Below are 12998 nucleotides of genomic sequence, written 5' to 3'. Positions count from 1 at the left end.
CATGGCGAATCTCACGGTGCGGTCCCGGGTGCGGCGCCAACTGCCCACCAGCCCCTGGCTGTTCGCCGCGCCCGGGCTGCTGGTCACCGGTGTCTTCGTGCTCTACCCGTTCGTCTCCACGCTGGTGAACTCCTTCACCGACCGGCGCACCCTGATCCCGGGCCGCTTCGTGGGCCTCGCCAACTACCGCGAGCTGCTGCACGACGACATGTTCTGGACCGGGCTGCGTAACAGCACGCTCTACGTCCTCGGTGTCGTCCCCGCGCTGGTGATCCTGCCGCTGCTGCTCGCTCTGCTGGTGCAGAAGAACATCCCCGGCATCACCTTCTTCCGGTCCGCCTTCTACACCCCGGTCGTCGCCTCGATCGTCGTGGTGGGCCTGATCTGGGTGTGGCTGCTCGACGAGCGAGGCCTGGTCAACTCCCTGCTGGAGGCCGTCGGCGCCGGCCGGGTCGGCTTCCTCAGCGACCAGTGGCTGCTCCTGCTGAGCGCCATGGCCGTGACCGTCTGGAAGGGCCTCGGCTACTACATGATCATTTACCTGGCCGCGCTGGCGAACGTACCCCGGGAACTGCACGAGGCCGCCGCCGTCGACGGCGCGGGCGCGGTGCGCCGCTTCGTCACCGTCACCGTGCCCGCCGTGCGCTCCACCATGGTCCTGGTCGCCGCGCTCGCCTCGGTCAGCGCGTTCAAGGTGTTCTCCGAGGTGTATCTGATGGCGGGACCGGCCGGTGGACCGGCCGGCGAGGACACCACCCTCGTCATGCTGGTCCAGCGCACCGGCACCGGCCTGACCGGACGCGTCGGCTACGCCTCCGCCCTGTCGGTCGTGGTCTTCGTCGTGACCGTCGGCCTGATGCTGCTGGTCCTGCGAGCCGACCGGAGGGACGAGGCATGAGCGTCATCGAGAAGGTACGGCCCGCACGGACGCCGGCCCCCGCCCCGCGCCCGCAACCCCGGATCACCGACGAGCACGGCCGCCGTATTCCGGTGTGGGAACTGGCCCTGCGCTACCTGCTGCTGCTCATCGTCCTGGCCCTGACCATCGGCCCGTTCCTGTGGCAGCTGTCCACCTCGCTCAAGGGTCCCACCGAGGACATCTTCAGCTCCCCGCCGAAGTTCCTGCCCGGCCGTCCCACCCTGCACAACTACGACCGGGTCGCGCACACCATCCCGGTCTGGGACTACGCCCTCAACTCGCTGAAGGTCGCCGTCGCCAACGTCGTGACGAACTGCGTCGGCTCGGCCCTCGCCGGGTACGCCCTGGCCCGGCTGCGCTACCGGGGCCGCGGGGTGACCGCACTCGTCTTCGTGCTCGCGATGCTCGTGCCGGCGGAGGGCATCGTCATCGCCCAGTTCACCACCATGCGCGACCTCGGCCTGAACAACACGCTCGTCGGTGTGCTCCTGCCCGCCTCCATCAGCTCGTTGAACGTCCTGCTGATGCGCAACGCCTTCCGCAATCTGCCGTACGAGATCGAGGACGCGGCCTTCGTCGACGGCGCCAACTCCTGGCAGCGGTTCTATCGGATCGCGCTCCCGTCGGTCAGGGGAACCCTCGCCGTCGTAGCGATCTTCGCCTTCATGGGCGCCTGGGACGACTTCCTGTGGCCGCTCATCGTGCTCAGCGACCCGGACAAGTTCACGCTCACCATCGGACTCAACTATCTGCACGGCACCTTCGCCAACGACGAACGCCTCGTCGCCGCCGGCACCGTCATCGCCGTCGCACCGCTGATCGCCCTGTTCGCCTGTCTCCAGCGGTACTTCTTCCGCGGGGTCGGCGAAGGCGCCGTCAAGGGCTGACCGACAACGGGCGACCGTCAAGGGACGGACCACCCGCACACGCACCTCCACGTACGCACTACAGAACCAGGAACTCCATGCCTTCTGCCGTGCGCTTCGGCGTCAACTACACCCCGAGCGAAGGGTGGTTCCACCACTGGCTCGACTTCGACCTGGATTCCGTACGCGCCGACCTCGACTCGATCGCCGCGCTCGGCCTGGACCACATCCGGGTCTTCCCGCTGTGGCCCTACTTCCAGCCCAACCGCGCCCTGATCCGCCCCCGCGCGGTCGAGCAGCTCGTCACCCTCGCCGACGCGGCCGCCGAGCGCGGCCTCGATGTCAACGTGGACGGTCTGCAGGGACACTTGAGCAGCTTCGACTTCCTGCCCGCCTGGACGCGGACCTGGCACCGGCGCAACATCTTCACCGACCCGGACGTGGTCGAGGGGGAGGCCCGCTATCTGCGCACCCTCGCCGCCGCGCTCGCCGACCGGCCCAACTTCATCGGGATGACGGTCGGCAACGAGGTCAACCAGTTCGCCGCCGGGCCGCACCCCGACCCCGACCGCATCACCCCCGCTCAGGCGGACGCGTGGCTGACCCGGCTGCTCACCGCCTGCGCCGAGGGCGCCCCCGGGCGACTGCATCTGCACGCCTCGTACGACGCCGCCTGGTACCAGGACGACCAGCCCTTCACCCCGGAGCACTCGGCCCGCCGCGGCGACCTCACCGCCGTGCACTCCTGGGTGTTCAACGGCACCGCCCAGCGCCACGGCCGGACCTCCGTGCCGAGCGAGCACCACGCCGCATACCTCGTCGAGCTGAGCAAGGCCTGGGCCGACGACCCGCACCGCCCCGTCTGGCTCCAGGAGGTCGGCGCCCCCGCACCCCTGATTCCACCGGCGCACGCGGCCGCCTTCACCGAGGCGACCGTCACGCACGCGCTGGACTGCCCCGACCTGTGGGGCGTCACCTGGTGGTGCTCCCACGACGTCTCCCGCGACCTCGCCGACTTCCCCGAACTCGAATACGGCCTCGGCCTGTTGACCAACGACCGGCGGCCCAAGGACCTCGCGCTCGTGCTGGCGGACGCCGCCCGTGGACGCCGTACCACCCCCGCGACCCGCGGCACCGCACTCGTCGTACCCGCCGACCCCGCCGTCCGCTCCCGGTGCGCACCCGGCGGGCCCGTCTTCGACGCCTACTTCCGGCTCGCCGCCGACGGCGCCCGCCCCACCACCGTCCTCGACACGCGCGCGGACGACAAGGAACACCTCGCCGCACGCGGCATCACCGAAGTGGTCACTCCCGACCAGGTACTCCCCACTCCCCAAGGAGGCACCCGCTCGTGAACCCCACTAGACGCACCGTGCTCATAGCCGCCACCGCGGCCGCACTCACACCCGCCCTGCCTGCCGCGGCCGCCGGCCGGAAGAAGCCCGCCGCCGCGACCCCGGCGTACGCCTCCTACTGGTACCCGGACTCGTTCCCGTCCGGCAGCCCGGGCGCCGGCATCACCTGGCGCAGCCTGAAGGCCTGGCGCGCGGACACCGACGCCGACCTCGCCCTCAACGCCTCGACCGTGCCGCTCGCCGCCCGTTTCACCCCCACCCCGGCCAACGCGACCGCCTGCACGGACCAGGCCCGCATCCAGTCGCTGGTGTCCTTCGGACCCACCTCGAGCAACCCCTCCCAGGGCTCGGCCACCGCCGACTACTACGCCCTCACCCACTGGGCCTACATCGACGAACTGGTCTTCTGGGGCGGCTCGGCCGGGGAGGGCCTGATCCTCGCCCCGAACGCGCCGATCGTGGACGCGGCCCACCGGCACGGCGTCCGCGTCCTCGGCAACATCTTCCTGCCGCCCGTCGCCTACGGCGGACAGCTCCAGTGGACCCGCGACCTGGTCCAGAAGGACACCACCGGGCACTGGCCGCTCGCCGCACAGCTCGTCGCGGTGGCGGCGGCGTACGGCTTCGACGGCTGGTTCGTGAACGCCGAGACCGGCGGCGGCGACAGCGCGCTCGGCGCGGACATGCTGGGCTTCGTCCGGGAGCTGAAGAGCCTCGCGGCGGCCCAGGGACAGCGGGTGACCTGGTACGACGCGATGACCGTGAACGGGTCGGTGAGCTGGCAGGGGGCGCTCGACAGCCAGAACCAGGCGTTCTTCCAGGCCGCCGACGACATGTTCGTGGACTTCCGGTGGAGCGCGAGCAGCCTCGCCTCCTCGGGGACTCAGGCCGTCGAGCTCGAACGCAGCCGCTACGAGTTGTGGGCCGGGGTCGACGTCGAGTCCAACGGCTCGAACACCACCGTCAACTGGGACGCGATCGTGCCGAGCGGCTCGCCGCACATCACCTCGGTCGGCTTCTACCGGCCCGAGTGGACCCGCAACCACCTGCCCGCGGGCCGCACCCCCGGCGACTTCCACGCGGCCGACGACCGGTTCTGGACCGGCCGGTCGCTGGATCCGTCGCGGCCGGACGGCGCCGATCCCTGGCGGGCGCCGGCCGTGTCGGTCGCGGACCGGTCGACGGTCTCCGCACTCCCGTTCGCGAGCGTCTTCAACACCGGGCATGGCCTGCGGTGGTTCGAGGACGGGGCGGTCGCCTCGGACGCGCAGTGGAACCACCTCGGCCTCCAGGACCGGCTGCCGTCCCGGCGCTGGGTGGTGCGCACCTCGGGGGCGCGGCCGGCCGTCACCTTCGACTTCGCCGACGCCTGGCGGGGCGGCAGCAGCGTGCTGGTGGACGGTGAACTCGATCAACCGGTGGTGCTCGACCTGTACGCGACACGGCTGCCGATCACGGGTGACACGGTTGTCGAACTGACGCATCGGACCGACGCTGGCACTGTGAACGTCGAGCTCGCTGTCGCCACCGCCGAACCGAGCGGCGCCGGTGCGACACCGCCGTACACCTATCTGCCTGTGAACTCGGTCAACACGAGGGGCGGTGGGCATGCCGGTGCCCGTGTGAAGTCGGTCAACGGCTGGCAGACCACGACCGTACGGCTCACAGGGCTGTCCGGCACCGTCCACGCACTCGGCGTTCGGCTCACCGCGACCTCCGGCCCCGTGCGCTGGCGTCTCGGTGGACTCGCCGTCCACGACAACACCCCGGCCCCGGCCGCCCCCGGCGACGTACGGATCACCGCCGCCACCGGCGGCGACCTGCGCTTCGCCTGGAACGCGGCCCCGGGCGGCGTACGCCACTACGAACTCCACCGCCTCCTGCCCGACGGCACCCGGCGCTTCCTCGGCGGCACGGGCCAGCGCGCGTTCTTCGTGGCCGGCCTGCAGCCGGAGCAGGGGGAGAAGACGGCACGGTTCGAAGTGCGCGCGGTAGGGGAGCTCTACACCGCGTCGGCCCCCGTGACCGTCACGCACACCTGGTAACCACCCGCGACCCGCAACGGAGCACCCCGCATGCATGACGACCGCAGCCTGGTCGAAGCCCGTCTCAAGCGCGTCCTCGACGAGCGCATCCGCCCCGCCGTGTACCCCGAGTCCGTGCCCCTCGAGGTCGCGGTCTGGCACGCGCCCGGCGAACCCGTGCCGGTGGAGGAGGGGCTCGCCGCCGAGCCCGAACCGATCGAGGTGGGCGCCCGGTGGGGTGCTCCCTGGGGCACCAGCTGGTTCCGGGTCACCGGAACCGTCCCCGAGGCCTGGGCCGGGAGGACCGTCGAGGCGATCCTGGACCTCGGCTTCGACGAGAACATGCCCGGCTTCCAGTGCGAAGGCCTGGTCTACCGGCCCGACGGCACCCCGGTGAAGGGTCTCAACCCGCGCAACCAGTGGGTGCGGATCGGCGCGCCTGCCGAGGGCGGCGAGGAGGTACGGCTGCACGTCGAGGCCGCGTCCAACCCCGTCATCCTCGACTACCACCCCTTCCGGCCCACGCAGCTGGGCGACAAGGAGACCGCGGGCAGCGAGCCGCAGTACACCCTCACCCGCATGGATCTCGCCGTCCTCGACGAGACCGTGTGGCAGCTGGTGATCGACCTGGAGGTGCTCGGCGAGCTGATGGCCGAGCTGCCCGCCGACGCGCAGCGCCGCTGGGAGATCCTGCGCGCGGTGGACCGGGCGCTCGACGCGATCGACCTGCAGGACGTGGGCGGCACCGCGGCGAGGGCCCGTGCACAGCTCACCGAGGTGCTCTCCGCCCACGCCGTTCCCTCCGCCCACCGGATCAGCGCCGTCGGTCACGCGCACATCGACTCGGCCTGGCTGTGGCCGCTGCGCGAGACCGTACGCAAGGTGGCCCGCACGACCTCCAACATGACCGCCCTCATCGAGGACGAGCCCGACTTCGTCTTCGCCATGTCCCAGGCCCAGCAGTGGGCGTGGGTGAAGGAGCACCGGCCCGAGGTGTGGGCGCGGGTGAAGAAGGCCGTGGCGGAGGGCCGGTTCGTGCCGGCCGGCGGCATGTGGGTCGAGTCGGACACCAACATGCCGGGCTCGGAGGCGATGGCCCGGCAGTTCGTGCACGGCAAGCGGTTCTTCCTCGACGAGTTCGGCATCGAGAACGAGGAGGCGTGGCTGCCCGACACCTTCGGCTTCGCCGCCGGGCTCCCGCAGATCATCAAGGCGGCCGGTTCGAAGTGGCTGCTCACGCAGAAGATCTCCTGGTCCCAGACGAACAAGTTCCCACATCACACCTTCCAGTGGGAGGGCATCGACGGCACCCGGATCTTCACGCACTTCCCGCCGATCGACACGTACAACTGCTCCATGCGCGGCAGCGAAATAGCGCACGCCGTCCGCAACTTCAAGGACAAGGGCCATGCCCGCCACTCCCTCGCGCCCACCGGCTGGGGCGACGGAGGCGGCGGCACCACCCGCGAGATGATCGCCAAGGCCGCCCGGCTGCGCGACCTCGAGGGCTCGGCGACCGTCGTGTGGGAGACGCCGCAGAAGTTCTTCGAGAAGGCAGAGGCCGAGTACGCCCATCCGCCGGTCTGGGTCGGTGAGTTGTTCCTCGAGCTGCACCGCGCCACCCTCACCAGCCAGGCCAGGACCAAGCAGGGCAACCGCCGCAGCGAGCACCTGCTGCGCGAGGCCGAGCTGTGGGCGGCCACGGCGGCGGTCCGCACCGGATTCCCGTACCCGTACGAGGAGCTGGACCGCATCTGGAAGACCGTCCTGCTGCACCAGTTCCACGACATCCTGCCCGGCTCGTCCATCGCCTGGGTGCACCGGGAGGCCCGGGCGACGTACGACCGCCTCGCCGCCGAACTGACGGGGATCATCGACGCCGCCCAGCGCGCCCTGGCCGGCGAGGGCACCTCCGAACTGGTCTTCAACGCCGCACCGCACGCCCGCGCCGGCGTCGCCGCGGGCGCGGCCGGCGTACCGCGGACGGACGGCGAGACGACGCTCGCCCCGCGCCCCGGTGGCGGACACGTCCTGGACAACGGCGTGCTGCGGATCCAGATCGACGCCGCCGGACTCGTCGTCTCGGCGTACGACATCGCGGCCGACCGCGAGACGATCGCCCCGGGCCGGGCCGCCAACCTGCTCCAACTGCACCCGGACTTCCCGAACATGTGGGACGCCTGGGACGTCGACGCCTTCTACCGCAACACCGTCACCGACCTCACGGACGCCGACGAGGTGACCGCGGGCGAGGACGGCGCGTCGGTGCGGATCGTCCGGTCCTTCGGGGAGTCACGCGTCACCCAGATGCTGTCGCTGGCGCCGGGAGAGCGGCGGCTGGTCCTGGACACGGAGGTCGACTGGCACGAGACGGAGAAGTTCCTCAAGCTGGCCTTCCCGCTCGACCTGCACGCCGAACGGTACGCGTCCGAGACCCAGTTCGGGCACTTCCACCGCCCCACCCACACCAACACCTCCTGGGAGGCCGCCAAGTTCGAGGCCTGCAACCACCGCTTCGTCCACCTGGAGGAGCCCGGCTTCGGGGTCGCGATCGTCAACGACTCGACGTACGGCCACGACGTGACCCGCTCCGTCCGCACCGACGGCGATCTCGGTACGACCACGACGGTCCGGGTGTCCCTGCTGCGCGCCCCGCGCTTCCCCGACCCCGAGACCGACCAGGGCGTCCACCGCTTCCGGCACGCCCTGGTGCCCGGTGCGGCGATCGGGGACGCGGTGCGCGAGGGCTGGCGGATCAACCTGCCCGAGCGGCGGCTGACCGGCGCCCACACGGTCGAACCGCTGGTCACGGTCGACGAGGACGCCGTGGTCGTCACGGCGGTGAAGCTCGCCGACGACGGCAGCGGTGACGTCGTCGTCCGCTTCCACGAGGCCCACGGCGGACGCGCCCACGCCACGCTGACCGCCGGCTTCGAGGTCGCGGACGTCACCGTGACCGACCTGCTGGAGCGCCCGCTGGAAGAGACGGCGGCACCGGAGCGCGACGGCGGACGGATCGCCGTACGCCTGCGCCCGTTCGAACTCGTGACGCTGAGGCTGCGGCGGGCGTAGCGCTTGGCGGACCCGGCAGCACGGCCGACGAGACGGACCACGGCCCCACCAGGGGATCGCGGTCCGTCTCGTCGCCGGTGTCCGGTCGGACGCCGGGACGGGCCGCGGCCCCCCCACGCCCCCCAGGGACCGAACTCATGGCCCCGGACCGCGCCGCCGCGATCCTCCAGGCCCGCCGAGCGGGCCTCGGCGACCCCTGACGGACGGGGCGCCGCTTCGAGAAGGACGCCGGGCCGGCCAGGCGTTCGGGCCGGACGAGCCGCCTCCTACCCCCCGAGCTGCGCCCGGAGCCACTCCTCGACCTCGCCCACGTGGGCCGCGGCCGCCGCGCGGGCCGCTTCCGGGTCGCGGGCCGCCAACGCCCGGTGGATCGCGGCGTGTTCGCGGCGGGTGCGGGTGAAGGCGCCCTCCTCCTGGTAGCCGCGCCAGACACGGGCGCGGAACGTGCGGGAGGACAGGCCCTCCAGGATGGCGGCCATGGCGTCGTTGCCCGCTGCGGCCGCGATCTCCCGGTGGAAGGCCAGGTCGTGGGCGAGGATCTCCTCCGGGTCCTCCGTCGCGTTCATCGCCGTGAGGTGCCGCTCGACCTCGGCCAGCTGGTCCGGCGTGATCCGCGCCGCCGCCAGCGCCGTCGCCGTCGACTCCAGGACCCGGCGCACCTCGAGGAGTTCCACCAGACGCGGGCCGCGCGACAGATCGGCGACCACCCCGAAGGTCTCCAGCAGGTCGCCCGCCTCCAGCGCCGTGACGTAGATGCCGGAACCGTGCCGCGCCTCCAGCACCCCCATCACCGTCAGTGCGCGGATGGCCTCCCGCATCGAGCTGCGGGAGATACCCAGTTGGGCCGCGAGATCCCGCTCGGTCGGCAGCCGCTGGCCCGGTTCGAGGCTTCCCTCGCCGATCATCGCCTTGATCCGCTCGATGGCGCGCTGCGTCACGGTGCCCTTCTGCGGGGCCGTCCCGGCCACACCCGTCTCGTCCACGCCACTCCTCCAGCCGCCGGTGGGCCGCAGTCTAATCCGGGATGTGGTCGGACCACTATGGCTTCATGACGGCCTTCTTCGCGGAAAATCCGCGTCCTGAGGGTGTTCCACGCGCCAAGTGGTCTGATAAGTATGCGGACATCTGCTCGCACACGCTCGATGAGGAGCTGCCAGATGCCCGGCGCAACACTGCGGACACCGAGGAAACGCAACCGGTCCCGGATCATCGGCGCGGCGGCCCTGGCCGTCGGTGCCTCGCTCGTGCTCGCCGCCTGCGGCAGCACCAAGGACGGCGCGAGCGCCTCAGGTGGTGGCAGCGGCAAGGTCGGGGTGATCCTGCCGTTGCTGACCTCGCCGTTCTGGCAGTCGTACAACGACTACGTGCCCAAGATGGCGAAGTCCGAAGGCGTCGACGCGCTGAAGACCGTCAACTCCAACAGCGACCCCTCGCAGCAGATCACCGACATCAACAACGAGTTGAACCAGAGCGTCAAGGGTCTGGTCGTCGCCCCGCTGGACAGCGCCGCCATCGAGGCCGGCCTCGATCAGGCGGAGCGCAAGGGCGTGCCCGTCGTCGCCGTCGACGTCGCGCCCGACAAGGGCAAGGTCGCCATGGTGGTCCGCGCCGACAACGTGGCGTACGGCCAGAAGGCCTGCGACTACCTCGGGCAGCACGTCAGCAGCGGCAAGGTCGTGCAGATCATGGGCGACCTCGCCTCGGTCAACGGCCGTGACCGCTCGGAGGCGTTCCGCTCCTGCGTCAAGGAGAAGTACCCGAAGCTCAAGGTCCTGGAGATCCCAGCCAAGTGGGAGTCCGACACCGCGGCCTCCAAGCTCGACACCCTCCTGAACGCCAACCCCGACATCAAGGGCATCTACATGCAGGCCGGCGGCGTCTACCTCGCGCCCACGCTGCAGACCCTCAAGTCCAAGAACATGCTGAAGACGGAGGGGCGGAGCGGCCACATCGTCATCGTCTCCAACGACGGCATCCCGCAGGAGTACGACGCCATCCGCAAGGGCCAGATCGACGCCACCGTCTCCCAGCCCGCCGACGCCTACGCCAAGTACGGCATGTACTACATCAAGGCGGCGATGGAGGGGAAGACGTTCCAGCCCGGACCGACGGACCACGACTCCACGATCGTCAAACTGCCCAGCGGCATCCTCGAGGACCAGCTGCCCGCGCCCCTGGTCACCAAGGAGAACGTCGACGACCCCAAGCTGTGGGGCAACACGGTCGGATGACTACGCCACTTGTCCAAGCGGAGGGCATCGTCAAGCGGTACGGCCCCACGGTCGCCCTCGCCGACGGCCGCCTCACCGTCCTGCCCGGCGAGTCTCACGCCCTCGTCGGCCGCAACGGCGCGGGCAAGTCCACCCTGGTCAATGTCCTCACCGGACTCCAGGCCCCGGACGAGGGCACCGTCCACTTCGACGGCCGGCCCGCGCCCCCGCTCGCCGACCGCGACGCCTGGCGCCGCACGGTCGCCTGTGTCTACCAGAAACCCATGGTCGTCCCCGAGCTGACCGTCGCCGAGAACCTCTTCGTCAACCGGCAGCCGCTCCACCGCGGGTTCATCAGCTGGCGCAGACTGCGCAGCGAGGCCGTCGCGCTCCTCGACACCTGGGACGTCCATGTCGACCCGGACGCCCGCACCGCCGAGCTCAAGGTCGAGGACCGCCAGATGGTCGAGATCGCACGCGCGTTGAGCTTCGGCGCCCGGTTCATCGTCCTCGACGAGCCGACCGCCCAGCTCGACAACCGGGAGATCGAGCGGCTGTTCAGCCGGATGCGGGCGCTGCAGGACTCCGGCGTCACCTTCCTGTTCATCTCGCACCACCTCCAGGAGGTGTACGAGGTCTGCCAGACCGTCACCGTGCTGCGTGACGCCCGCTGGATCACCACGGCCCCCGTCGCCGAACTGCCCAGGGCGGCGCTGGTGGAGGCCATGGCGGGGGAGTCGGCCGCCGGCCACGGGCCGGCCCGCGCCACGGCGGCGAGCGCGGACGCCCCGGTCGTGCTCGACGTGCACGGGCTCACCTCCGCCCCGTTCCAGGAGGTCGACCTGACCGTCCGCCGCGGCGAGGCCGTCGGACTCGCCGGAACCAGCGGCAGCGGCAAGATCGAGCTGGCCGAGACCCTCGCCGGACTGCACCGCCCCACCGCCGGATCGGCCCAACTCGACGGGAGGAGGCTACCGTTCGGCGATGTGCGGGCCGCGCTGGAGGCGGGCGTCGGCTGGGTGCCCCGCGACCGGCACGAGCAGGGCCTGGTCTCCGGCATGACCATCGGCGACAACACCACCATGAGCGTCCTGGACCGGCTCGGCCGTTACGGCTTCGTCGGCACCGAACGCAGGCGCGGTGTCGCCGCCGAGCTGATCGAACGCCTCGACATCCACACCGAGGGCCCCGAACAGCCCGTCTCCGATCTGTCCGGCGGCAACGCGCAGAAGGTCGTCATGGCCCGCGCCCTCGCCTCCGACCCCCGGCTGCTCGTCCTCATCAACCCCACCGCGGGCGTCGACGTGAAGTCCAAGGAGTCCCTGCTGGCCCGCATGGACAGTGCCCGCGAGGACGGCACCGCCGTACTCGTCGTCTCGGACGAACTGGACGACCTGCGCCACTGCGACCGCGTCCTCGTCCTCTTCCACGGCCGCGTCGTCGCCGAGCACCCCGCCGGCTGGCGCGACCACGAGCTGATCGCCTCCATCGAAGGAGTGGACCATGGCTGACACCAAGGCTCCGCCGGTGACGCCGGTACCCGCCCCCGACGGGCGTGCCGCCCGGGCGGTCCTGCTGCGCAGGGCACGCGAACTCGCCCTCGTCCCGGCCCTGTTGCTGCTGATGGTGCTCGGCACGGTGGTCAACGACTCGTTCCTCACCGAGCGCAATCTGATCTCCATCCTCGGCGCCTCGGCCGCGCTCGCCATGGTCGTGCTCGCCGAGTCGCTGGTGCTGATCACCGGTAAGTTCGACCTGTCCCTGGAATCGGTCGTCGGTATCGCGCCGGCCGTCGGAGCGCTCCTGGTGCTGCCGTCCGCCCAGTCCGGCTGGGGCATCGAGTTCCCGGCGCCGCTCGCGCTCCTCGCGATCCTCCTGGTCGGCGCGGCGGTGGGCGCCTTCAACGGCATCCTCGTCGTGAAGTTCAAGCTCAACGCGTTCATCGTGACGCTGGCGATGCTGATCGTGCTGCGCGGTCTTCTGGTCGGCGCCACCAAGGGCAAGACGCTCTTCGGCATGCCGGACAGCTTCTACTCCCTGGCGACCACCACCTTCCTCTCCGTCCCTCTGTCGGTGTGGCTCGCGGCGATCGCCTTCGCCGTCGCCGGACTGCTGCTGCGCTACCACCGCGTCGGCCGCGCCCTGTACGCCATCGGCGGCAACGCGGACGCTGCCCGCGCCGCCGGCATCCGCGTCGAGCGCGTCATGCTCGGCGTGTTCGTCGTCGCCGGCGTCCTCGCTTCCGTCGGCGGGATCATGCAGACCGGCTACGTCGGCGCGATCAGCGCCAACCAGGGCAACAACATGATCTTCACGGTGTTCGCGGCCGCGGTGATCGGCGGCATCAGCCTGGACGGCGGCAAGGGCACCATGTTCGGCGCGCTGACCGGCGTGCTCCTCCTCGGCGTCGTCCAGAACCTGCTCACCCTGGCCCAGGTGCCCTCGTTCTGGATCCAGGCCATCTACGGCGGAATCATCCTCGTCGCCCTGATGATCGCCCGGGTGACGACGGGCCGCGCCCAGGACTGACCCCACGGCTCACCGGGTTCACG

9 protein-coding genes are annotated in these 12998 nt (G+C 71.1%); 8 read left to right on the top strand and 1 reads right to left on the bottom strand.

Annotation, left to right across the window (positions count from 1 at the left end):
* Nucleotide 1 precedes the first annotated feature (1 nt).
* The 5 genes from IEZ19_RS03145 (at nt 2) to IEZ19_RS03125 (ending at nt 8236) form a co-directional block, all read left to right on the top strand.
* Nucleotides 2–898: a carbohydrate ABC transporter permease gene (locus tag IEZ19_RS03145; RefSeq protein ID WP_189309384.1), complete on the top strand. Its 897-nt coding sequence runs from the start codon at nt 2–4 to the stop codon at nt 896–898.
* The gene (locus IEZ19_RS03140; protein WP_189309383.1) at nt 895–1806 is read left to right on the top strand and encodes a carbohydrate ABC transporter permease; all 912 of its coding nucleotides are present in this window, start codon (nt 895–897) and stop codon (nt 1804–1806) included. The genes IEZ19_RS03145 and IEZ19_RS03140 overlap by 4 nt, the downstream gene beginning before the upstream one ends.
* Before the next feature lie 77 nt (nt 1807–1883).
* A complete protein-coding gene (locus IEZ19_RS03135) occupies nt 1884–3140 on the top strand; it encodes a glycoside hydrolase 5 family protein (protein ID WP_189309382.1) in 1257 nt (418 codons plus the stop codon).
* On the top strand, nt 3137–5185 hold the full coding sequence (locus IEZ19_RS03130) for an endo-beta-N-acetylglucosaminidase (RefSeq protein ID WP_189309381.1): 2049 nt from the start codon (nt 3137–3139) through the stop codon (nt 5183–5185). Before IEZ19_RS03135 ends, IEZ19_RS03130 begins: the two co-directional genes overlap by 4 nt.
* A 30-nt stretch (nt 5186–5215) precedes the next feature.
* The gene (locus tag IEZ19_RS03125) at nt 5216–8236 is read left to right on the top strand and encodes an alpha-mannosidase (protein WP_189309380.1); all 3021 of its coding nucleotides are present in this window, start codon (nt 5216–5218) and stop codon (nt 8234–8236) included.
* A gap of 266 nt (nt 8237–8502) precedes the next feature.
* Here IEZ19_RS03125 and IEZ19_RS03120 read toward each other — a convergent pair whose 3' ends face one another.
* Nucleotides 8503–9204, bottom strand: coding sequence for a FadR/GntR family transcriptional regulator (locus IEZ19_RS03120; protein ID WP_189309497.1), 702 nt, complete (start codon nt 9202–9204; stop codon nt 8503–8505).
* A 189-nt stretch (nt 9205–9393) separates the two neighbouring features.
* Here IEZ19_RS03120 and IEZ19_RS03115 point away from each other — a divergent pair, with 189 nt between their 5' ends.
* The 3 genes from IEZ19_RS03115 to IEZ19_RS03105 are packed head-to-tail and all read left to right on the top strand — an operon-like array spanning nt 9394 to nt 12975.
* Nucleotides 9394–10467, top strand: a complete 1074-nt coding sequence (locus IEZ19_RS03115) for a sugar ABC transporter substrate-binding protein (RefSeq protein ID WP_189309379.1) — start codon at nt 9394–9396, stop codon at nt 10465–10467.
* The gene (locus tag IEZ19_RS03110) at nt 10464–11957 is read left to right on the top strand and encodes a sugar ABC transporter ATP-binding protein (RefSeq protein ID WP_189309378.1); all 1494 of its coding nucleotides are present in this window, start codon (nt 10464–10466) and stop codon (nt 11955–11957) included. Before IEZ19_RS03115 ends, IEZ19_RS03110 begins: the two co-directional genes overlap by 4 nt.
* Nucleotides 11950–12975 (top strand): ABC transporter permease, encoded by a 1026-nt coding sequence (locus IEZ19_RS03105; RefSeq protein WP_189309377.1) that lies wholly within the window; start codon nt 11950–11952, stop codon nt 12973–12975. The genes IEZ19_RS03110 and IEZ19_RS03105 overlap by 8 nt, the downstream gene beginning before the upstream one ends.
* Nucleotides 12976–12998: the final 23 nt, after the last annotated feature.

The sequence above is a fragment of the Streptomyces brasiliensis genome, assembly GCF_014647875.1.
GTDB classification, from domain to species: Bacteria; Actinomycetota; Actinomycetes; order Streptomycetales; family Streptomycetaceae; genus Streptomyces; species Streptomyces brasiliensis.
This window is presented reverse-complemented; position numbering and strand designations above follow the sequence as displayed.